Genomic DNA, 24691 nt, shown 5'->3' with positions numbered 1-24691 from the left:
TTTAAAAACATTTTATACGTAAACTTGTTACAAGAAAGACAGTTAAAAACTGTCTTTTTTTGTTTAGTTAGAGTATTATTATCTTCATCATTACGTTAATATAAAGTGATTTCAGATTTCGAAAAAATTAAAACCATGTTAAAAAGAGTTTTCTTAGGAGTATTTATAGCAGCAACAATTGCCTGTACAGCTGCACCACGCCTTCAGGATATAGATGTACCAGGTTCTAATAATTTAAAACCAGATGCTAGGCAACAAAAAGTAGCTAAAGAAATTGCTGGCTTGGTAACCTCTATTAATTATAAAAAAATTAGCCTTAACGATTCTTTAAGCGGAGTTATTTTTGATAATTATATTGAAGGAATGGATGGTAATAAAAGTTATTTTCTAGCAGCGGATATAAAAGATTTTGAGAAATATCGTTTCACTTTTGATGATGATTTAAAAAATGGAGATTTAAGTGCGGCTTTCTTTATGTTTAATACCTACCAAAAAAGATTTAACGAAAGACTAAACTATTCCTTAAAACAATTGAATCAAAACTTCGATTTCACAAAGCCGGATGCTTATGTTTATGATAGGGAAAAGTTAGGATGGTTTAAAAATATAGAAGAGAGCAATCAATCTTGGGGGCGTAAAGTAAAATATGACTACTTAAATTTAAAACTTACAGCTCAGAAAGATTCTGCAATTAAGGCCTCTTTAAAAAAGAGGTACGATAATCTCCTTTCTCAGTCTAACAAAATTAACAATCAAGATGCTTTTCAAATCTTCATGTCGGCATTTACCAATGCGGTAGATCCACATACAGGTTATTTTAACCCTGCAAATGCTGCCAATTTTAATATTGATATGGCGAGGTCTTTAGAAGGTATTGGTGCAACATTAGCTTCAGAAAACGACTTTGTAACCATAAAAAGTGTTGTTACTGGTGGCCCAGCTGATAAAAGTAAGCAACTAAAAATTGATGATAAAATAATTGGCGTTGCACAAGGTTCTGAAGAATTTGTAGATGTTATTGGCTGGCGTTTAGATAATGCGATTGAATTAATTAGAGGAAAAAAGGGAACTACTGTTCGTTTAAAAATATTAACCAAAAGTCAAGATTTGTCTGCAACTCCAAAAATTGTGACTATGGTGCGTGAGAAAATTATTTTAGAAGATCAATCGGTAAAAAAGAAAATAAAAACTTTTACTAAAGACGGTAAAACTTATAATTATGGTATTATAGAAATCCCTGCTTTTTATGCAGATTGGGCAGAAATGCAAAAAGGAAATCCTAATTATAAATCTACCACCAGAGATGTTAAAATTGTTTTAGACTCTTTAAAATTGGCTAATGTTGATGGTATCATTATAGATTTACGTGGTAATGGTGGCGGTTCTTTAACAGAAGCAATTGATTTAACTGGGTTATTTATTAAAGAAGGACCTGTTGTACAGGTAAAAGATTACCGTGGTAAAGTTGAGGTTGATGAAGATGAAGATCCGAACATTTTATATACTGGCCCTATAGCCGTAATGATTGATAGGTTTAGCGCATCCGCTTCGGAAATATTTGCAGGAGCAATACAAGACTACGGTCGTGGAATTATTGTTGGGAACACCACTTATGGTAAAGGGACCGTACAATCTGCTATTCAAATGAAACGCATTAACAAAGAATTTGATGACAAAGATGATCAAATCAACTTAACAATGGCTAAGTTTTATCGTATTAGCGGCAGTTCTACACAGCATAAAGGTGTTGTGCCAGATATTGAGTTTCCGAACATTTTCCCAGCAGATAAATACGGAGAAAGTTCAGAAAAATCTGCTCTACCTTGGGACGAAATTGCCAGTAGCACATACACTAAAGTGGCTGATTTAACTAAGACCATTGCAGGGTTAAAGCTTAATCATGAAAATAGAATGAAAAACAGCAAAGAGTTTACCTACCTTTTGCAAGATATTAAAGAGTTTAATAAAAAGGATACCGTTGTTTCTTTGCCTCTAAATGAAGTTGCCTTAAAAAAACAACGTGATGAGTTGGAAGATAAAAACTTAAAACGTGAAAATGAACGCAGAATAACAAGAGGTTTGCCAGTAATTACTAAAAAGGATGAAATAGTAAAAGAAGATAATTTTGATTTTATACAAGATGAAACTATAAAAATTATCACCGACTATATTTCGGACCCTAAAATTGTGAAGAAATAAAAGCGTTTTATTTATATGTTATATGTGAGTGTATAATATGATTATTGTGTTAACTGTAAACTTATTTTAGGATAATAAAGGAAATGATAAGGTTTAGCTTTATCATTTCCTTATACTTTACAGCCATTAAAACATCGTTTTTCTATTCTTTAAATTATCATTAAATGAGGTAAAATTGTGAATGATGTAATTGCTTTACAAGCTCAATCACAATCTGATATGATGTATAGCTTTTTGTAGTGAATTAGCTTAAAAACTCAAAATAATAATTAGCCTAAAGTTTAACTCGCTAACTAAATATTACAAAAACAAATCCTCACTAATACTCGGTATAATTCTTTTTTTCTCGGCTTCAGCAAATAAAATTTGAATAGCTTTTTTCCCTTCAACACCTAAATCAACAGAATATTGGTTTACATACAAATCAATGTGTTTGTACATTACCGCTTCTTCCATTTCTTGGGCATGCGATTTAATAAATGCCAAAGCTGATTTTGGGTTTGCAAAAGCAAACTCGACAGATTTTTTAATTAAACGATTTACTTTTTCTTTAATATCATTTGGTAGGCTTCTTTTAATTACAATGCCACCAAGCGGAATTGCGCATTTTGTTTCTTCTTCCCAATATTCGCCTAAATCTTTAACTTTTTGTAAGCCTTTATTTTGGTAAGTAAACCTGTTTTCGTGGATAATTAAGCCCAAATCAATTTCACCATTTAGCAGTTTCTCTTCAATATCAGAAAAAACCATTGCTACTTTATTTTGGAAATGTGGGTAGGCTAAGCTCAATAAAAAATTAGCAGTGGTGTATTTACCTGGAATACCAACCCTTAAGTTAGGATTACTTAAATCTTGCGCTGTTTTGCAAACTAACATTGGCCCAACTCCAAAGCCTAAAGCGCTACCAGCATTTAATAAAACATAATTTTTAACCGCATAGGCATAAGCATGGTAACTCAGCTTTGTAATGTCTAGCTCAGCTTTAAAAGCTTTTTGGTTTAAGGTTTCAACATCGTCAAAAACTACTTCAAAATCTAGCCCTTCGGTATTAATTTTATGATGGATAAGCGCATCAAAAATAAATGTATCGTTAGGGCAAGGCGAAAAACCTAAGGTTAGTTTCATGTTTTTTTATTGAAGTGGTTAATAGTTAGATAGTTATTAATCAGCAGTAATTAGTCAATAGTGAATAGTCAAAAGTGAATAGTCAGTAGTCAATAGTGAAATTTGATAATCGTTAATTTTACTCAATATTGAAAATCACGAACCCTTAAACTCTAAAATGCTTTAATTCCAGTAATTAGCCAATCGTTTAAGTTTTTAACGGCTAATGGTAAATTCCAGTTTTCGCGGTTACGTTTTTCTACATAATTAGAAATTGAACGTACTTGCAAAGCTTCTGTTTCTGTTTCTTCGCAAGCGTAAAAAAAAGCTGCACCTTCCATAGTTTCTATGGTTGGGTTTACACGTTCTCTTATGTCGCTTATGCTTTCTTCATTGCCATGTACCGTGTTTACAGTTATGGCGGTTACTTTTCTAAAAGATTCTTTAATAAAAATTTTATCAGAAGCTGTAAATTCAACCTCGCCTAATTCTAGTTGTTCTAAAGAAATAAATTCTTCATCGTCTTCTGCTCCAAGTTCTGATAAAATATCTTCCCTAACTTCTACCAATTGCCCTAATTTTATGTTTCTATAAAAACTACCTGCAATACCTACATTTAAAGCTAAATCATATTTTTCATTGGCAAAAGCTTTACCCATTGCAAAGGCTGTTGCAACCATACCAACGCCTGTAATTAATATTTTAACCTCATTTTTGTCAATTTTTAACCATTGGTTGGTGTCAAATTTTGTGGAGTAATTTTTTATAAATGGCTCAATTTCTTGATAGGTAGCGGCAACTAATAATATTTTCATTTTACGGGTTTAATTTTTTAAACACAAAGTCCACTTAATTATTTTATAAATGAAACAGGATTGTGTTTTTTAATTGTTTAAATGATTTTTTGTGTTAACGATGGTAGCGGCATCCTTTTTTCCTTTTTCGGGAAAAAGATATAGCGAACAGCGTGTTAAAACACTCAAAAACTAATATTTAGTTTTAAATTATTAATTTATGGATGCTACACAAAAGGCAAATTTAATAACATTGCGTCAATAGTTCTTAATCCTTGTAAATCCTTTCCGTATATTTGCGATTATTTTTTAAAAAATGATTTATATTACAAGAAAAGAGCATTTTAATGCTGCTCATAAACTTTACCGCGAAGATTGGAGTAAAGAGAAAAACGAAGAGGTTTTTGGTAGGTGTGCAAATTCTAATTGGCATGGTCATAATTACGATTTGTTTGTAACTGTAAAAGGAGAAATAAATGAAGAAACTGGTTTTGTTATAGATTTAAAAGAACTAAAAGACATTATTTTAGTGAACGTAGTTGATAAGCTTGACCATAGAAACTTAAACTTAGATGTTGATTTTATGAAAGGTAAAATGGCATCAACAGAGGTTTTAGCTATAGAGATTTGGAAACAATTGGCTCAAAAAATTATAGAAAAAGGAGCTGCTTTGCATTGCATTAAACTTTACGAAACAGCTAATAATTACGTGGAGTATTTTGGAGATTAGAAAATGAGCGATAATAGCGATAAAGGTTACCAAAAAATTGATACTTATAATGTAGAAGCAGTAAATGATATTGCAAAACATTACCAACAAATTTTGGGAGCCATTGGCGAAAACCCAAATAGAGAAGGCTTACTTAAAACACCAGAAAGAGCCGCAAAAGCTTTGCAATACTTAACACATGGTTATGATTTAAATGCTTCCGAAATTTTAAAATCGGCTATGTTTAAAGAAGATTATAGCCAAATGGTAATAGTAAAAGATATTGAGGTTTATTCTTTATGCGAGCACCATTTATTACCGTTTTTTGGTAAAGCACACATTGCTTATATACCTAACGGACATATTGTGGGCTTAAGTAAAATACCCAGAGTAGTTGATGTTTTTGCCCGTAGGTTACAAGTACAAGAACGTTTAACAAACGAAATTAGAGACTGCATACAAGAAACCTTGAACCCAGCTGGCGTTGCTATTGTAATTGAGTGTAAACACATGTGCATGAGTATGCGTGGCATTCAAAAACAAAACTCGGTAACCACTACATCTGCCTTTACTGGCGAGTTTGAAAACGACAAAACAAGATCTGAATTTTTACGATTAATTACAGCTAGTTTAGCTTAATAGCCGATAACCTTTTAAATTAAATAATATGAAAGCATACGTATTTCCAGGACAAGGTGCCCAATTTGTGGGAATGGGAAAAGATTTATATGATAATTCTGACTTAGCAAAACAACTTTTTGAGCAAGCAAATGATATTTTAGGTTTCAGAATTACCGATATTATGTTTAGTGGTACAGATGAAGATTTAAAACAAACCAAAGTTACCCAACCTGCTATATTTTTACATTCTGTAATATTAGCTAAAGTTTTGGGAGCTGATTTTAAGCCTGATATGGTTGCTGGGCATTCTTTAGGAGAGTTTTCTGCTTTAACGGCTGCTGGTGCTTTGTCTTTTGAAGATGGTTTAACTTTGGTTTCTAAAAGAGCTAATGCCATGCAAAAAGCTTGTGAAATACAACCATCTACAATGGCTGCTGTTTTAGGTTTAGATGATTTTACTGTAGAAGATATTTGCCAACGCGTTAGTGATGTTGTTGTACCTGCAAATTATAACTGCCCTGGGCAATTGGTAATTTCTGGTAGCATTGCAGGTGTTGATAAGGCTTGCGAATTGTTGTTAGCAGCTGGCGCAAAAAGAGCCTTAAAATTGAATGTAGGTGGTGCATTTCACTCGCCTTTAATGGAAGCAGCGAAGGTAGAATTAGAAGCAGCAATTGTAGCTACAGAAATTAATGAACCTATTTGTGCCGTATATCAGAATATAGATGCAAAACCTTATAAAGATGTGGCAAGTATTAAGCATAACTTAATTGCACAATTAACTGGACCAGTAAAATGGACACAAGCCATGAAAAAAATGTTAGAAGATGGCGCAACATCATTTACAGAGGTTGGTCCGGGCAATGTTTTACAAGGCTTGGTTAAAAAAGTAGATAGATCAATTCCTACAGAAAGCGCAAGTATTTAGAATTGTTAAAAAAAACAGGAATTTATTCCTGTTTTTTTTTGGCTTCATTTTAGAGTTAATTTATCTTTAAAACTTTCTTAAAAAAGCGTAATAAATTATCGGTTGAAAACAGCTACAAAAATTCGTTGGTTATTATTTTTAGTTACAATTGGTTTGTTTGCCACTTCGCTAACAGCAAGGTGGGCGTCAACTAAATTGGTAAAACTGTATGATATTGCAGATGAAATTAAAGAAAAAATTAATGAAAAAGAGTTACAAGTTTTTGATTACTTAAGTGTAAAACATAAATTTAATGAGCTTAAAAAATTAGATACAGACGCAAACCTTGCCACACAAACTTTAAGTTATTTTAGTGAAAGAAATATATTTTTTCAGACCTATAAAAAAAACAATCTTGTTTTTTGGTCTGATGCGGTAATACCTTCATACAACCCTACTAGTATTAAAGAAGGAATAAGCTTTGTTGAGTATGAAAACGGATGGTACGAAGTGATAAAAAAATCAGATAAAGATTTTTTTGTGCTATTTTTTATCCCAATTAAACAGCAACTGCCTTTTAATAACCAATACTTAAACGCATCCAATTCAACTGAGTTCATAATTAATAGGAAAAGCATACAAATAGCAGATATTGCTGATTCTTCTGTTGTAGATATTGAAAGCCTAGAAGGTAAATATCTTTTTTCTATAAAAAGGATAAACTCAATTGTAGAAGTACCATACAGTAACATTGAAATTTTTATGTGGTGCTTTGGTCTTTTTACGCTATTTCTTTTAATAAATAGCGTTTGTAATTACTACGCTAGTATTGGAAATACGGTTTGGGCAGTTTTCACCTTATTTATTTGTATTGCTTTATTACGATACTTGGGGTTAAAATATCATTTTCCCGATGCTTTATACAGCTTAAAATTATTTGATCCTTCAATATATGCTTCAAACTTTTACTTTTCGTCTCTTGCAGATTTATGTTTAAATATTTTCGGGTTTTTATGGCTTTTGATTTTTATACATGGTTACAAAACCAAATTATTTAAACCTATAAAAAGTCCATATCTAGGTTATCCTATTTTAGTTTATGGCGCTATTTTTATTATAGCCTTATCATTTCTTTATTCTGATGTTTTTTTTGGGTTGGTGTTTAATTCCAATATCAACTTTAAAGTATCAAACCTGGTAAACTTAAATTTTTTAAGTTTCTTAAGTATTTTTATGCTAATGGTGGCTTTATTATGCTACTATTTGGTAATAGACATTTTAGTTCATTTTTCTCTTTTTATAAAAATAAGCGTTCGTAATAAATTAATACTTTTAGGTGCTTTATTTATAGCATTTAATATTTACCAGCTTTTAATTAACCAATATTCTGTTTATTTTATTTTTATTTTTGTTTTAATTTTATTGATAGGCAAGCTTTTATATCAAAATAATCCAAAAATTATTTTTCCTGCTATTTTATTTGTCTCTTTTGTTTTTGCCACAATTGTTTCGCTAAAACTTAATACTTACGATAATTTTAAAGATCAGGAAATAAGAAAAAAACTACTCTTAAAATTAGAAAGTGTAGATGATCCTTATGCTTTAATATCTTTTAAAGAAATAGAGAAAGATATTACAGAAGATGCAACAATAAATAAACTTTTAAAAGATTCAACTTTAAATAACACCGAATTAAGTTCTTGGATTACTACTAATTATTTGGCGGGCTATTTAAGTAAATTTGATTATAAAATATATTTGTTTAATGTAAAAGACTCTTTATTAAACTATGGTAAAAACATAGCTATTAACCGCTTTAGAAATCAAGTAGAGCAGTCTTCTATAAAAATTACTAATAATTTTTATAGGTTAAATAACACCTTTGGTACTCAAAATTATTTTGCCATTTTACCAATAAGAAATGATAGTTTAAAAACAGGGACTTTGGTTTTAGAGTTAACCTCTAAACAATTAGAAATATATGGCGCATTTCCGCAATTGTTGCAAAACGGAAAAATAAACCAGCAATCCGGCTTAACAGATTATTCTTATGCTTTTTACGATCATAAAAAGCTGGTTAACCAATATGGCACTTATGTTTACGATTTAGTAAATACCATTTTTAATGGTATGCCTAAAAAGTTTGTGGTTTTAAAGCAAGCAGGTTATGAACATGTAATTTATAAACCAACAAACAATACTACTATTGTAGTTACGCATACATCAAATACTTTTTGGCGAGAGCTTGCTTCGCTTTCTTTTTTCTTTATCATTTTTTTACTATTTGCATTAATTGCAGCATCTAACAGATGGTTAATTAGCACATTTTCTTTGTATAAATTAAATTTTGAAGGAATTAAAACAAAGCTTTTGTCTGTAAATAATCAAATTTTATATAAAACTCGTATTCAAATTGCTTTGGTGCTTGCCGTAGTAACCTCGCTTTTAATTATTGGTATCATTACTTTTTCTTATATCACTATTCAGTATAAAGAGCAGCAACAAGACATTATTAAAAGTAAAATAAAAACCATTACCACAGCATTTCAAGAAAGTATTTACAGAGAATCGCAAGGAGTTATAAACGATACAGGTAGTATTTCTTTTGAAGAGTTTTCTAAAATGTATAACACAGATTTGAATTTGTTTGATGTTAATGGAAAGCTATTATACTCTACCCAGTATAAAATTTATGCTATCGGTTTAATTGCTGATAGGATGAATGAGGTTGCTTTTTTAAACTTAAACATTAAAAATAAATCGGAATTTATACAGGATGAGCATATTAATATGCTAAAATATACATCGGCATATATGCCAGTAAAGAATATTAAAAATGATGTTATTGCGTATTTGCAATTGCCTTACTTTTCTAATCAGGATTATAACCAGAAAATTGGTTCTTTTTTAAACCTTTTAATTAATATTTATGTTTTGGTATTTGTGGCTGTTGCTTTTTTTGCTTTTGTGGTGGCAAATCAAATTACAAGTCCGCTTAGCTTAATTCAAGAAAGTATATCTAAAACTGTAATTGGGAGAAAAAATAAACCTATTGAATGGAAAAGAAAAGATGAGATAGGGAGCTTAATAACAGAGTATAATGCTATGATTGAGACTTTGGAAGATAATGCCAATAAAATGGCACAATCTGAAAGAGAAACCGCTTGGAGAGAAATGGCTAAACAAGTTGCCCACGAAATAAAAAACCCACTTACGCCCTTAAAACTGGGAATTCAAATGCTTGAAAGAGCATGGAGAGAAAAGGATGAACGTTTTGATGAGAAATTTCAAAAATTTGGAAAGTCTTTTTTAGAGCAAATAGATAGTTTAAGTAGAATTGCATCTGAGTTTTCAAATTTCGCAAAAATGCCAGAGCTTAAATTGGAGCGTGTAGATTTATTGGAGACTTTTAGCAAGGCGATAGAAATTTATCAGCAAATGGATAAAATACAGATTGTTTGTGATGAGCAATCATTACAGAATTGTTTTGTAAGAGTTGATAAAGACCAGTTAATGCGTTCTTTTAACAATTTATTGAAGAATGCAATAGAAGCAATACCAGAGCATAAACAAGGTATCATAAAAATTTTGGGAATACGAGATGCTAAGAAAATTGAAATTATCATAAAAGACAATGGCTCTGGCATCCCTCTAAATTCTAGAGATAATATTTTTGTACCTAATTTCACTACAAAAAGTTCTGGTACAGGTTTAGGTTTGGCATTTGTAAAACAAGCCATTCAAAATGTTAACGGAAATATTTATTTTACCACAGAAATTGATGTAGGTACCACATTCTATATTACATTACCATTGGTAAATTGATGAATAAAATATGCGTAATCGGATTTGTGTTTCTCCTAGCTACAATATCTGTTTGTGCGCAAAATAACTCGTTAATAAAGCTTAAAAAAATTGTAGTTAAAGATTCTATTGCTTTAGATACACTTAGTATATTACCCAATAGTTTTAAAATTTTAAGCGGTACTTTACCAGTTAACGAGAGCCAATATAAAATAAATTATGCTTCAAGTGTGCTAGTTTGGAAGCAAAAACCTCAAACAGATTCAATTATTGTACAGTATAAAACCTTACCTATACTACTTTCAAAAAAGCAATTTTACAAAGACCCAAAATTGATAGAAGAAGAAGTAATTGATAACAAGGCTTACATTTACCAAATAGCTAAAGAAGATAATGCCATTTTTAATTTCGAAGGGTTTAATAAAAGTGGTAGTATATCTAGAGGTATTGGTTTTGGCAATAACCAAGATTTAGCAGTAAATTCTAATTTAGTTTTACAATTATCAGGAAAGCTAAATAATGAGATAGAAATTTTAGCCGCAATTTCTGATGATAACCTACCTATACAGCCAGATGGAAATACCCAACAAATAAATGATTTCGACAGGGTTTTTATTCAGTTAAAAAGAAAGGAAACCACCTTAATAGCTGGTGATTACGAGTTACGCAGACCTGATAGCTATTTTACAAATTATTTTAAAAGAACCCAAGGTATTTTAGTAAGTAATTCTTTAAAGGATAAAAAAAGTAATACTTACGAAACTGGCTTTGCTGCTGCCGTTGCCAAAGGCCGATCTGCCAGAAACAGTTTTGATGGTATAGAAGGAAACCAAGGACCTTACCGTTTACAAGGTAATAACGGCGAACAATTTATCATCGTTTTATCTGGTACGGAAAGAGTTTTTATTGACGGTATTTTGCTGTTAAGAGGGCAGGATAACGATTACGTGATGGATTATAACACTGCCGAGCTTACCTTTACTTCTAAAAGGTTAATTACCAGATTTACCCGTATTGTAATTGAATTTGAATATTCTGATAAAGCTTATGCCCGCAGTTTATACCAAGTAAATCATAACTTTAAATCTGAAAAACTGAAGATTGGTTTTAACTATTATGCTGAACAGGATAACCCCAACAAACCTATTTTACAAGAATTAAATACCCAACAACAAGAATTTTTAAGAGGTATTGGTAACCAGATTAACCAAGCCGTTTTTCCAAACATTGATAGTGTTGCTTTTAATGAGAACGAAATTTTATACACCCGAATAGATACCTTGGGGTTTAACGGAGTGTATGTTTACAGCATAAATCCATTGTTAGCTAAGTTTAGAGTTGGGTTTTCATTTGTTGGTGCAAATAGCGGAAATTATAGAATAAACACAGCATCTAATGCAAACGGGCGGGTTTATGTTTTTGTTGCCCCAATAAACGGGGTTCCACAGGGAGATTATTCGCCAGTAAGGTTATTAACCACGCCAAAGAAACAACAATTAATTACTTTAAATGCAGCCTACAAAATCAGTAAAAAAACCAACCTTTTTACAGAAATAGGTTTTAGTGATAATGATGTTAACCTATTTTCTGATTTGCAAAACTCCCAAAATAAAGGAATAGCTTATAAAGTAATTGCAAACGATGTTAGGGTTTTAAAAGGGAATGACACAACCGGTTTAAGATTAAGAACAAATGCCAGTTACGAGTATGTGAATAAACAATTTAAACCTTTAGAGCGTTACCGCCCGGTAGAGTTTGATAGAGATTTTAATTTTAGAGGAGCAATTTTAGAAGCTGTTGATGAACATTGGAGCACTTTTAATATGCAATTGATAAAATCTGAAAAAAGAAATATCGCTTATAGTTTTGCAAACTTTAATAGGGGGGCAGTTTACAATGGTTTTCAGCAAGCTTTAAGCGGCAATTATAATTATAAAAATTACAGATTGGCATATATTGGAAGTTTGTTAAATACCACCACAAATATAGAAAGTGGAACATTTTACAAACAAAATTTTAATATTGCGAAAGGTTTTAAATGGTTAGAAACGGGTTTCAATTTTAATGAAGAAAACAATGTAACCGCTAATAAAATTACTGATACCTTAAATGCACAATCTTTTAGTTTTAGAGCTTATGAGTTTTATTTAAAATCTGCTGACAGTGCAAAAAGAGAGTTTTTGCTACTTTACAACCAAAGATTTGATGAGTTGCCAAATGACGAAAATTTAAGATCTTTTTCTAAAGCTAATACATTTACAGGTAAATTGGTTTTGAGCAAAAATGCAAATTCTAACTTGGCAATAAATGCTTCATACAGGTCAATTGCGTATTTAAGTACAGATACGATAAACAAAAACGAAGAAACTTTATTAGCTAGAATTGATTATAATTTTACCGGCTTAAAGGGCTTTGTTAACCTACAATCTTTTTATGAATTAGGAACCGGACAAGAGCCAAAAAGAGAATTTGTTTATTTAGAGGTTGCCGCAGCGCAAGGTATTTATGCTTGGATAGATTATAATAACAATCAAATTAAAGAATTAAACGAGTTTGAAATCTCCAAATACCCCGATCAAGCAAAATATATAAAAGTGTTTAGGCCAAATAATGAGTTTGTGCGGTCAAATTTTACCAATATAAATCAAACGCTTAACTTAAATCCTGCTCGGTTGTTAAAAGATAAAACATCCGCATTTCCAAAATTAATTGCTAGGTTTTCAAATATTACCTCATTAAGAATTAACAAAAAGATACTTGCTGGCGACGGAATTGTTTTTAACCCTTATCAAACTAATATTGGTGAAAATAATTTAATTTCTTTGAATTCATATATTAGAAATACCTTGTTTTATAACCGTTCTAATCCTGTTTTTGGAGTTGATTTTACCATGCAAAACGTTGGGAGTAAATTGTTGTTAACTAATGGTTTTGATAGCAGAGACAACCAAGAACAAGGTTTAAGGGTAAGGTGGAATTTTATCAGAAAAAGTAATTTTAACTTAAGTTTTAGCAACGGAGTAAAAGACTTTAGATCACAATTATTTGCTGAAAGAAATTACAAAATCAGCTATTTTGGAATTGAGCCCGAGTTTGGCTACCAATTTACAACAGATTTTAAAACAACTTTTATATCAAACTTTAGGAGACAAAAAAACGAAGAACTTTTGGGCGGAGAAGAAACTTTGAATATAAAACTTGGGTCTGAGGTGAGGTATAACCTTGTGAAAAAAGGCACATTTTCTGCTCAGTTTAACTTTATTAATAATGATTTTGACGGCGTAAACAACACTTCTATTGCGTATGAACTTTTAGATGGTTTACAACCAGGCCAAAACCTTACTTGGTCGTTTGGTTTTCAAAGAACCATATCAAATGGGGTACAATTAAACTTCACTTATGAAGGTCGTAAATCTAACGATGTAAAAACTATACATACTGGCGGCGTACAGGTAAGAGCTTTTTTTTAATCTAAAAGTGACATCATCAAATCACAAAAAAGCCTCAGTTTGCACAGCAAACTAAGGCTTTTTTTTAAGCATTTATCGCGTTTACCTTAACAGGATTTTAATTTCCTGTTCCCATACCGCCACCAGTTTGTCCGCCTTCTTGTTTTAAATCATCGTTTTTAACTCCTTTTTTAGGTTTTGTGCTCACTTTTAAAGAACCAAATCTCCAACTAAAGTTAACTCCAAAAGAACGGAACGGGATAGAGAAATTGCTGTTTTGGGTAAAATCTGCACTATTAATCTCTGTTTTAAAGTTTTTACGCTCATTAAAAGGATCAATAATATTTAACCCTATACTTCCTTTTTTGTCAAACAATTCTTTCTTTAAACCTAGACTCCACATATTAAATGCGGGGTTTTTACCTTGGAAAGTACGTCTTGGCGAGCTGGTAATTAAAAAGGTTTCGAAAGTGTAACCCTTAGGAAAAACATAAGTGGCACTTGTAAAGCCATTATAAATGAAAAATATTTTGTTTGCTAAAGCGGTGATATTTGCGTTTTGCGAGTTTAAATTAATGTTATAAGAATTAACATTTAAATTGGCTCTTAAGGTTAAAGCTTTAACAGGATTTATTGAACCAAAAAAGTTAACGCCAAAAGAGTTGTTTGTTCCAACGTTTTTATAGGTAGTTAAAGATCCTTGTTTGCCACTTTCAGTGATGTAATTACTCACAACGCTTTCAATAATATCATTTGTTTTTCTGTAAAAAACAGAAGCGTTTATAATGGTCGTTTTTACAAAAGTAGAATAGCTAAGCTCAAAATTATTAGCCACTTCCGGAGATAAAGTTGGGTTACCTTCACTCGCATTCAAAGGATCAGAGCTATTTCTAAAAGGGTTTAAGAAAAACAAACTTGGTCTTTGTAAACGTTGGTTATAACTAAACTTAACTGTTTGAAAGTTTTTAAAACTTCTTGAAACCACAAAACTTGGGGTAACATTTTGGTAATTGTTATCTATTGGTTTTATAACACTAGCGCTATTTGCACTTCCTTTAATTACAGTACCTTCAAACCTTGCACCAGCTTTAACCCCATATTTTTTAGCTAAAGTAAAGCCAAATGTAGAGTAAGCCGCATAAACATCTTGATTGTAGGTATATAAGAAATTTCTTTTTGGATTGATAAATTCAGTGTCACTTGGTGGGTAATTAATAGCAACTCTAGAATCGTTGGTAATATCTCTCAAAATAGATTTTACACCTACCTCCCAAATCACTTTTTTAAAAGGATGCGTATAATCTATCTGAAAAGTTTTTTCTTTATTTATAGCATCACTGTTTCCTTTCTCTGTTGAATCTCTTAATGCACTATTCGTTGGGAATATAAAATCAGAAGTGTAATCGTTGTTTAAATTGCTGTTGGTAAATTGGAAAGCAAAAGACACTTCTTGACCTGCTTTTTTGAATTTGTGGGTATAATCATTGTTCCAATCGTAACCAATTACTTTTGTTTTATTATCAGAATTACGGTTAAATTGTGATATAATATTGCCGAATTTATTATCATTAAAATTATCACCATCTACAGAAAACTCAAACCAATTTAGCTTTAAGCTAGAGCTGATAGAGTTGTAATTATTGATATCATAATCTGCACCAAAAGAACCATTTGAGGCCAAACGTTCTGTTGTGCTTCTACCTTTTTGAGTTAAAATAACAGACTGGTCTGTAGCTGTTTTGTTAAAATCTAAAATGGAAGTTTGTGGCCAAGAGTAATAACCACCTGCATTACCAGAAAGTGTTAACCTACCTGTTTTTACATTTAAGTTTCCGTTACCACTATTTTGCCGAGTGCCTACACCCGCATTTACAGAACCACTAATACCTTCTAAGTTTGATTTTTTGGTAATGATATTTACAATACCCGAAGTTCCTTCAGCATCATATTTAGCAGATGGAGAAGTAATCACCTCTACACTTTTAATTTGATCTGCTGGTATAGCTTTTAATGCATCAGCCATGTTGCCCGCCATTGTGCCTGATGGTTTTCCGTTAATTAAAACCCTTACGTTTGAGCTGCCACGTAAAGATAAATTACCCTCATAATCTACAGAAAGTAGTGGTACTTTACGTAAAACATCGGTAGAGTTTCCGCCTGCAATTGCTACATCTTTTTCTGCATTATAAACAATTTTATCAATCTTATTTTCTATCAAATTTGCCTCCCCTGTTACGGTTATCTCATTCAGCATTTTAGCACTTGGCGATAAAATAATAGTTCCTAAATTCAAATCTGGTTTTGATAATGTAGTTTCTACAGGATCAATTATTTTGGTAGCATAACCAATAAAAGAAATGGTTAAGCGGTATTTACCAGCTTTAATATTATCTAATTTAAAACTTCCTTTATCATCAGCCAAAGCACCATTGGTAGATTTTGTTTGTCCACTTTTAGAAAGTGATATGGTAGCGTAATCTACTGGTTTACGAGTTAAAGAATCAATAATTGTTGCAGTTATTTTACCGGTAATGGTACTTTGAGCAGCGCCACCCGGAAACTGAGCATAAACGCTATTAACAGTAAATAGTATAATTAAAAAAGGGTATATTTTTTTCATATTTTAAATATTATGAAGATAAGATGTAATAAGCGCCGCAATGTTACTCATTCTTTCAAATTATTTCTGTAACCTCTTTATTGATTTTGAACGCATAAAAAAAGCCGCTAAAAGCGGCTTTAATATTCTGCGAATTTATATTTAGAAATATTTATATTCAATCAGATATTTAACAACCTTACTAAGTTGTAGAATTTCATTTTTTGGTTTGTCAGTTTTTTTATGATGGAAATCAATAAAATTAGATCCGTTATGATTTACCTTATCTTTTACTGTTTTAACACTTGCCGATAAAATTGAGTCAGTGTTTTTCTTTTCCTTGTTTAAAAGTTGAACATCATATTCTGCAATTAAACTTCCTTCTGTACTATAAATTAAAACATTAATAACTTTTGTTTTATCATCAGATGACTGTTGTTCTTTTGTCTCAAATTTGCCTATTAAATTATCGTTAAAAATGATTTTCTCATCTTCAATACTTACATTTTCAATAGTATCTCTTTCAATAAACTGAGCCGCTTTTGCGCTTGTGCCAACAAATAAAAATAATGTTAGGGCTAAATAGATGTGTTTTTTCATAATTTCGGTTTATGCTTATACGTAGCCAAATGTAAAACTGTTACAATTAAAATGAAATAACTATTTCTAGGTATTTTTCATCTAAATTGAAGTCCAAAAAAATTGAAAAAACAATGCGTAATTATACCACTACATTTATAATTCTGCCTTTAACAACAATCACTTTTTTAGGACTTTTACCATCTAAATATTTTAACACTTGCTCGTTGCTCATTACTTCTTTTTCCACATCAACGGGCTCTAAAGCCAATGATAAAAGTAAATTCATTTTAGTTTTACCGTTAATAGAAACCGGATATGCAAACTCATTTTCTACTAAATGCGCAGGATTAAATGTTGGGAAAGCAGTATAAGATAAAGTTCCGGCACCGTTTCCTAATAGTTTCCATAGTTCTTCGCAAATGTGTGGTGCATAAGGTGATAGGATAACCACCATTTCTTGCAAAATAGCTTTCTTGTTACATTTTAAATCCGTCAGTTCATTTACTGCAATCATAAAGCTAGATACAGATGTATTGAAAGAAAAACGTTCAACATCATCTTCTACTTTTTTGATGATTTTATGTAAAGCTTTTAGCTCTGCTTTTGTTGGTTCGGCTTCTACAACGGTAAAGTTGAAGTTTTCATCATGAAACAACTTCCAGAATTTTCTCAAGAATTTAAAAACACCTTCAATTCCGTTTGTATTCCATGGTTTGCTTTGCTCTAGTGGACCTAAAAACATCTCGTACATACGCAAAGTATCTGCTCCGTAACGTTCTACTAAATCATCAGGGTTAACCACGTTGAATTTAGATTTAGACATTTTTTCAACTTCGCTTCCACAGATGTATTTGCCACTTTCTAAAATGAACTCAGCATTTGCATATTCCTCTCTAGAAGCTTTAAATTTTTCTAAGTCTAAAATGTCGTTTTCTACAATATTCACATCGACGTGGAGTGGTGTAAATAGAATGTTCTGAGAAGATTTTTGTAAAATATCATTCCCCTTTTTATATGGTATTCCCCAGTTATCTAACAGATCATATCCTAAACCTTTATGATTTACATATTCATCACTAAACCTTTTAGAAATATAATAATTGATTGGAGTTTGACCTTCCTCTAATAGACTAATTCTGTATACAAAACTACTCCGCCCCTGAATCATACCTTGATTAATCAACTTCTTGAAAGGTTCTTCTTCGGTTACATAACCTAAATCCTTCAAAAATTTATTCCAGAAACGGCTGTACAATAAATGCCCAGTAGCATGTTCGTTTCCACCAATGTATAAATCAACATCTTTCCAATAAGCTATTTTATCTTTATCGGCAAAAGCTGCATCGTTTTTAGCATCCATATAACGATACCAATACCAGCTGCTTCCTGCCCAACCTGGCATGGTGCTCAACTCATATTCATATTCATTTTGGTATTTCCAATCTTTAGCTCTTCCTAAAGGCGGTTCGCCACTTTCGGTAGGTAAATATTTATCTACTTCTGGCAAGTGTAAAGGCAACTCACTTTCATCAATTAAATAAGGCAAACCATTTTTAAAATATACAGGAACTGGTTCGCCCCAATAACGTTGACGGCCAAAAATAGCATCACGCATACGGAAATTAACCTTTGCGTAACCCATGCCCACTTCTTTAAGCGCCTCAACTATTTTTTGAGATGCTTCTTTATAACCCAATCCGTTAATAATTCCGGAGTTAATGTATTTACCTTCTTTAGTTGCATCAGCTTCTGTTTCGCAAAGTTGCGCATCAGTTACTTGTATAATTGGTAAATTAAAGTGTTTTGCAAAAAGGAAATCACGTTGATCTCCAGACGGAACTGCCATTACAGCACCCGTTCCATAACCTGCTAACACATAATCAGCAATCCAAACTGGCACTTTTTCGCCACTTAATGGATTAATGGCATAACTACCTGTAAAAGCTCCAGAAACGGTTTTCACATCAGACATACGGTCTAACTCACTTTTCTTTTTGGTAGCAAAAATATAATTATCAATATCTGCTTTTTGAGCAGGAGTGGTTAAAGAAGCCACCAATTCATGTTCTGGTGCAATTACTAAAAATGAAACTCCGTAAAGTGTATCAACTCTCGTTGTGAAAACCTCTATAAAGGAAGCCTCATCCCCCGCCTTCTCCGAAGGAGAAGGAGCCACTTGCGTTATGGATATACTTTGTAGTTTTTCTTTTATCGTGGCAATAGTATTATTGGTGTTGTTTATAACTTCTTCGTTGGTAAAACGGATGACTTGGAAACCGGCATTATTTAAGAATACGGTTCTTTGGTTGTCGTAATCGTTTGCCTCCGGTGTGTTATGGTATCCACCATCAACTTCAATAACCAAACGTTTAGGTAAACAAACGAAGTCAGCTATGTAGCCTTCGATTACATGTTGTCTTCTGATTTTGAAACCAGTTTGACTGTCTCTCAACTCATTCCAAAGAACAATCTCAGCATCAGTAGCATTTTTTCTATTCTCTTTAGAATTTTCTTTTAATAAATCCCAAGCAAAAGAATTCGCAGTCTCATAACCCTTCTTTCCATTATGCAATTCCACTTCATTCTCCTGCGCTCCCTTCTCCTCTGGAGAAGGGTTGGGGATGAGGCTAAACTTTACCATCGCACCAACGCTTTTACCAATCCAATTGCGTTGCATTTCTTTTAGTGGTTCTGGCCAATCAATATGGTTTAAACCTTGTAATAAACGTTCGGCGTAAGCGGTAATTCGCATACTCCATTGCATCATTTTCTTTTGCTCAACAGGGTGTCCGCCACGTTCGCTAAAACCATCTTTAACTTCATCATTGGCTAAAACAGTACCTAAAGCAGCACACCAATTAACGGTGCTTTCTTTCAAAAAAGTTAAGCGGTATTTTAACAATTCGGATTGTTTCTCTTCACCGCTTAAAGTACTCCAATCACTTGGTAAAAGTGGCAAAATATCTTCATCACAAACGGCATTAATTTCTGATGCCGGTATGGTTTCCAACTTCTCTATCAAAGTTGAAATATGTTCGGCTTTATCAGTGTCCTTGTTATACCAAGAATTAAACAGTTGCATAAAAATCCACTGGGTCCACTTATAATATTCTGGTGAACTGGTGCGTACTTCTTTACTCCAATCGAAAGAAAAACCTAAGTTATCTAGCTGTTCTCTGTATCTATTAATGTTGGTTTCGGTAGTTTTTGCAGGGTGTTGACCTGTTTGAATGGCATATTGTTCTGCTGGCAATCCAAAAGAATCGTAACCCATTGGGTGCAAAACATTAAAACCTTTTAGTCTTTTATATCTCGAAAATATATCAGAAGCAATATAACCTAGCGGATGTCCAACGTGTAAACCTGCACCACTAGGGTAAGGAAACATATCTAAAACATAATATTTAGGCTTACTTTCATCTACCTCTGCTTTAAAGGTTTGGTTTTCCGCCCAAAATTTTTGCCACTCTTTTTCTATCTGCTTAAATTGATAATCCATTTTTACGATTTATAATATAATAGCGAAAATAAAAATTTAAAATCAGCCTACCAGTTTTTTATTTAGAAAAGGAAGATAAATGGATTTTATTGGGCGTTTTAACACGCCATTCACTATATCTTTTTTGCTGTCATCCTGAGCCAAGGTCGAAGGAAAGCAAAAAAGGATGTCGTTCCTGTCCTTAACGCAAATACTGATTAATTTAAAGTATTTAATTTGAAAGTAGAATTGTTTTAAATACTTTTATTAAACTAATAAAAATCCAATAGAAATGAATTTTCTCTTCTTAAACATCGGAGTTTCAGAAATAATTATACTTTTTATTTTGATAGTAGCATTACCTCTTGCAATTATCATTTTGATAGCTTCCTATCTCAAGAAAAATTTGAAACTTAAACAAGAGCAAATTGAACTTTTAAAGAAAATTGCTAATAAATAGGCTAAGAGTTTTAATTCTATTTACTTAACATCACATTCTGCAAAGCAGCTTCTTCAAATAAGGTTTTTAAATGAGGAGTAAAAAGACTTTGATCTAAAGCATCTGCATGTCTTAAATGGTGCATGTCAGATCCAATAAAATCTATCATCATATTATCCACCAATTCTTCGGCTATTTTTTGGGTTTGCTTCCCATAATAACCACTTAAAGAAATGGTGTTCAATTGAAAATAGCAACCAAACTCTCTAATTTTATAAAAGTTTTCTATTGAACCATATAAGTATGGATACCTTTCTGGGTGAGCTAAAATCGGCTTTAAGCCTTTATCATTTAACTTTTGGACAATATCTTTAATGTTGTTTGGATAATTGATGTAAGAAAGTTCAAAGAGGATATAATTATCTCCCATCGTCATCAAATTACCAGCATTAATTTTATTCTCAAAAGTTTCGTCTAAATAATACTCAGCTGCCGCTTCTATAGTAATATCAATTTCTTGAATTCTCAATTCTTCCCTTAATAAATCTAAAGCCCTATTAATGGTGTCTGGTGTGTTTCTGTAATAATCGGCCATAATGTGTGGCGTAGCTATTAGCTTTTTAAAACCAAGCGCTTGTAAACGCTTCACCATCATTACAGATTCTTTAATTGTTGGAGCGCCATCATCAATACCGGGAAGAATATGCGAGTGCATATCAATCTCGATATTGGTAAAATCAAATTCTGCTATTTTTTTCTTTCCTTTAAAAAGATTGAACATCTATCTGTTTTGGTATTGCTCTTCGTAATAATGTTGGTAATTACCAGAAGTTACATTATTTAACCAGTTTTCGTTTGCTAAATACCAATCAACTGTTTTTTCTAAACCTTCTTCAAATTGTAAACTTGGTTCCCAACCTAAATCGTTTTTAAGTTTTGTGGCATCAATGGCATAACGTAAATCATGGCCAGCTCTATCTGTAACGTAAGTAATTAGTTTTTCAGAAGTTCCTTCTTCACGGCCTAATTTTTTGTCCATCACCTTGCATAAGGTTCTGATTAAGTCAATATTGGTCCACTCGTTATGACCACCAATATTGTAGGTAGTACCAGATTTTGCTTTATGAAAAATTACATCAATAGCTCTTGCATGATCTTCTACCCAAAGCCAATCTCTAATATTTTCGCCTTTTCCGTAAATCGGGATAGCTTTATTTTGTTTGATGTTATGAATAGAAAGTGGAATCAATTTCTCTGGAAAGTGAAATGAACCATAATTATTAGAGCAATTAGAAATCACACAGTCCATTCCGTAAGTGTCAAAATAAGCTCTTACAAAGTGATCTGAACTTGCTTTTGAAGCCGAATATGGTGAATGCGGGTCGTAAGAAGTTTCTTCTGTAAACATTTCTGTTCCTTCTCCCAAAGTGCCATAAACTTCATCTGTAGAAACATGGTAAAAACGTTTTTTGTCGTAATCTCCTTTCCAGCTTGTTTTTGCAGCGTTCAACAAATTGCAAGTTCCTACAACGTTTGTCATCACAAATTCTATAGGATTCGAAATAGAACGATCTACGTGAGATTCTGCAGCTAAATGTATAACCGCATCAAAATTTTCTTTATCAAATAAATCTTGAATAAAAGCAGCATCAACAATATCTCCTTTTACAAACTTGTAATTAGGAGATTTCTCAACATCCAATAAATTTTCGAGATTTCCCGCGTAAGTCAGTTTATCCAAGTTTACAATCTGGTATTTTGGATAAGTATTCACAAAACGTCTTACAACGTGTGAACCAATAAATCCGGCTCCGCCGGTGATGAGTATTTTCATGTTTTTAGTTTGTTAGTTGGTTTGGTGGTTAGTTTGTTAGTTTGTTAGGCTTTTTCGAACTGATTATAGTAAAGAAAATATCTAAATTAAAAATCAATACGTTAGTTTTATAGGTCTAACAAACTAACCAACTAAATTCTAACCAACTACATTAAAAAGGATTCTTAGCTATATATTTTTCCCATTCCCATGCAGATTTCATCATGTCATCTACATTTAATTCAGTTTTCCAACCTAAAGCTTCTGATGATTTGGTGACATCGCCGTAAACTTTCTCAATATCGCCAGCTCTGCGTGGGCCAATAATGTATTTTAATTTTTCTCCTGTTGATTTTTCAAAAGCGTTGATAATTTCTAAAACAGTAGTTCCTTTACCAGTTCCGATATTGAAAACCTCATAGTTATCTTCAGCTTTTCCTGCTTCCATACGTTTTATAGCTGCAACATGTGCCTTGGCTAAATCAACAACATGAATATAATCTCTTACGCAACTACCATCAGAAGTATCGTAATCATCACCAAAAACAGTAATTTGTTCTCTTTTTCCGATAGCTGTTTGCGTAACAAAAGGAATTAAGTTTTGAGGAACACCAATTGGCAATTCACCAATTAAAGCGGTTGCATGTGCGCCCACTGGATTGAAATATCTTAATGCTACAATGTTGTAGTTTTTATTTACAGCAGCAGTTTCAGCTAAAATTTCCTCAGCAATTTGTTTGGTGTTTCCGTAAGGAGATTCTGCTTTTTTTACCGGAGCAGCTTCTGTTACTGGCAAAACATCTGGCTGACCATAAACTGTACAGCTTGATGAGAAAACAAAATTAATAGGTGTTTCTTTATACTGAGAAAGCAAGTTTATTAAAGAAAAAAAGTTGTTTCTGTAATATTCTAAAGGTTTTTGAACGGATTCTCCAACAGCTTTAAACGCCGCAAAATGAATAATTCCTTTAATATCTGAATTTGATTGAATGAAAGCTGCAACTTTAGCTTCGTCGCATAAGTCAAACTGATGAAACTCTGGTTTGTAACCAATAATTTTTTCTATTTGATCTAATATTTTGATAGATGAATTTGACAAATCATCAACGATAACTGGAGTGTAGCCAGCATTATAAAGTTCAACAACTGTGTGCGAACCAATAAATCCTGTTCCTCCGGTTACTAAAATTTTATTCCCCATTTTTATTTGTTGTAATTGGTAAAGTCTTTATGGTCAATTTTATCTAATTGTTCTTGAGATAAAGTTTTGAAATATTCGTAAGTGATTTTTAAACCTTCGGCTCGGTTTACTTTTGGCTCCCAATTTAAGAGTGCAATTGCTTTGGTAATATCGGGGCGACGTTGTTTTGGATCGTCTTGTGGAAGGGGTTTATAAATTACCTTTTGATTGGTGCCTGTTAATTTGATAATTTCTTCCGCAAACTGACCAATTGTAATTTCATCGGGGTTTCCGATGTTCACTGGTTGCGCATAATCAGACAATAACAACCTGTAAATACCTTCTACCAAATCATCCACATAACAAAAAGAACGAGTTTGAGAACCGTCTCCAAAAACGGTTAAATCTTCCCCACGTAAAGCTTGACCGATAAATGCTGGTAAAACTCTACCATCATTTAAACGCATTCTTGGGCCATAAGTATTGAAAATTCTAACAATTCTGGTTTCAACACCATGAAAAGTATGGTAAGCCATGGTAATAGCCTCTTGGAAACGTTTGGCTTCATCATAAACACCACGTGGACCAACTGGGTTTACATTACCCCAATATTCTTCTGGTTGTGGGTTGCAATTAGGGTCGCCATAAACTTCAGATGTTGAAGCAATAATTAATCTTGCTTTTTTAACTCGGGCTAAACCTAATAAATTATGAATCCCTAAAGAACCAACTTTTAAAGTTTGGATTGGAATTTTTAAATAATCAATCGGACTTGCTGGAGAAGCAAAATGTAAGATATAGTCTAAATTTCCTGCTACATGAACATAGTTTGAGACATCATGATGATGAAACTCAAAGTCTTCAAGAGGAAAAAGATGTTCTATATTGGCTAAATCACCAGTAATTAGGTTATCCATAGCAATAACATGGTAACCTTCTTTAATAAATCTATCGCAAAGGTGCGAGCCTAAAAATCCTGCTGCTCCTGTAATTAATACTCTTTTTTTCATCAT

Annotated in this window: 15 protein-coding genes; 6 read left to right on the top strand and 9 right to left on the bottom strand. The window is 32.3% G+C overall.

The genetic code is table 11. The features are described 5' to 3' along the window. Positions 1–135 precede the first annotated feature (135 nt). Positions 136–2199 carry a carboxy terminal-processing peptidase gene (locus ACFSSE_RS07750; RefSeq protein ID WP_379043255.1) on the top strand — a complete coding sequence of 688 codons (2064 nt, stop codon included), beginning with the start codon at positions 136–138 and terminating at the stop codon, positions 2197–2199. A gap of 300 nt (positions 2200–2499) precedes the next feature. Here the strand turns inward: ACFSSE_RS07750 and ACFSSE_RS07745 are convergent, their stop codons facing one another. Continuing rightward, positions 2500–3324, bottom strand: a complete 825-nt coding sequence (locus ACFSSE_RS07745) for a menaquinone biosynthesis family protein (protein WP_379043252.1) — start codon at positions 3322–3324, stop codon at positions 2500–2502. 152 nt (positions 3325–3476) lie between these two features. Beyond that, positions 3477–4118, bottom strand: a complete 642-nt coding sequence (gene mqnB, locus ACFSSE_RS07740) for a futalosine hydrolase (protein ID WP_379043249.1) — start codon at positions 4116–4118, stop codon at positions 3477–3479. A gap of 295 nt (positions 4119–4413) precedes the next feature. Here mqnB and ACFSSE_RS07735 point away from each other — a divergent pair, with 295 nt between their 5' ends. The 5 genes from ACFSSE_RS07735 to ACFSSE_RS07715 all read left to right on the top strand — a co-directional run bounded on the left by ACFSSE_RS07735 (position 4414) and on the right by ACFSSE_RS07715 (position 13608). After that, complete coding sequence (locus tag ACFSSE_RS07735; protein ID WP_379043246.1) at positions 4414–4827, top strand: 6-pyruvoyl trahydropterin synthase family protein; 414 nt, start codon at positions 4414–4416, stop codon at positions 4825–4827. A gap of 3 nt (positions 4828–4830) precedes the next feature. Continuing rightward, positions 4831–5445 carry a GTP cyclohydrolase I FolE gene (gene folE, locus ACFSSE_RS07730; protein ID WP_379043244.1) on the top strand — a complete coding sequence of 205 codons (615 nt, stop codon included), beginning with the start codon at positions 4831–4833 and terminating at the stop codon, positions 5443–5445. A 28-nt stretch (positions 5446–5473) separates the two neighbouring features. Then, a complete protein-coding gene (gene fabD / locus ACFSSE_RS07725) occupies positions 5474–6355 on the top strand; it encodes an ACP S-malonyltransferase (RefSeq protein WP_379043241.1) in 882 nt (293 codons plus the stop codon). Between the two features lie 102 nt (positions 6356–6457). Then, complete coding sequence (locus ACFSSE_RS07720) at positions 6458–10159, top strand: sensor histidine kinase (protein ID WP_379043238.1); 3702 nt, start codon at positions 6458–6460, stop codon at positions 10157–10159. Beyond that, the gene (locus tag ACFSSE_RS07715) at positions 10159–13608 is read left to right on the top strand and encodes a hypothetical protein (protein ID WP_379043235.1); all 3450 of its coding nucleotides are present in this window, start codon (positions 10159–10161) and stop codon (positions 13606–13608) included. Before ACFSSE_RS07720 ends, ACFSSE_RS07715 begins: the two co-directional genes overlap by 1 nt. 97 nt (positions 13609–13705) lie before the next feature. Here the strand turns inward: ACFSSE_RS07715 and ACFSSE_RS07710 are convergent, their stop codons facing one another. The 7 genes from ACFSSE_RS07710 to ACFSSE_RS07680 form a co-directional block, all read right to left on the bottom strand. Beyond that, the gene (locus tag ACFSSE_RS07710; RefSeq protein WP_379043232.1) at positions 13706–16207 is read right to left on the bottom strand and encodes a TonB-dependent receptor domain-containing protein; all 2502 of its coding nucleotides are present in this window, start codon (positions 16205–16207) and stop codon (positions 13706–13708) included. Between the two features lie 141 nt (positions 16208–16348). After that, positions 16349–16786 (bottom strand): hypothetical protein, encoded by a 438-nt coding sequence (locus ACFSSE_RS07705; protein ID WP_379043229.1) that lies wholly within the window; start codon positions 16784–16786, stop codon positions 16349–16351. Between the two features lie 121 nt (positions 16787–16907). Beyond that, a complete protein-coding gene (locus ACFSSE_RS07700) occupies positions 16908–20267 on the bottom strand; it encodes a leucine--tRNA ligase (RefSeq protein WP_379043226.1) in 3360 nt (1119 codons plus the stop codon). Positions 20268–20722: 455 nt separating this feature from the next. Next, positions 20723–21466, bottom strand: coding sequence for a tyrosine-protein phosphatase (locus tag ACFSSE_RS07695; RefSeq protein WP_379043223.1), 744 nt, complete (start codon positions 21464–21466; stop codon positions 20723–20725). Beyond that, complete coding sequence (gene rfbB, locus ACFSSE_RS07690) at positions 21467–22519, bottom strand: dTDP-glucose 4,6-dehydratase (protein ID WP_379043220.1); 1053 nt, start codon at positions 22517–22519, stop codon at positions 21467–21469. Positions 22520–22670: 151 nt separating this feature from the next. Further along, on the bottom strand, positions 22671–23699 hold the full coding sequence (gene galE, locus ACFSSE_RS07685) for a UDP-glucose 4-epimerase GalE (protein ID WP_379043217.1): 1029 nt from the start codon (positions 23697–23699) through the stop codon (positions 22671–22673). Between the two features lie 2 nt (positions 23700–23701). Continuing rightward, the gene (locus ACFSSE_RS07680) at positions 23702–24691 is read right to left on the bottom strand and encodes a UDP-glucuronic acid decarboxylase family protein (protein ID WP_379043214.1); all 990 of its coding nucleotides are present in this window, start codon (positions 24689–24691) and stop codon (positions 23702–23704) included.

Origin of the sequence: Pedobacter alpinus (assembly GCF_042684645.1) — a bacterium.
GTDB classification, from domain to species: Bacteria; Bacteroidota; Bacteroidia; order Sphingobacteriales; family Sphingobacteriaceae; genus Pseudopedobacter; species Pseudopedobacter alpinus.
The sequence above is the reverse complement of the archived record's forward strand: the minus strand, read 5'-3'. Positions and strand labels throughout refer to the sequence as shown.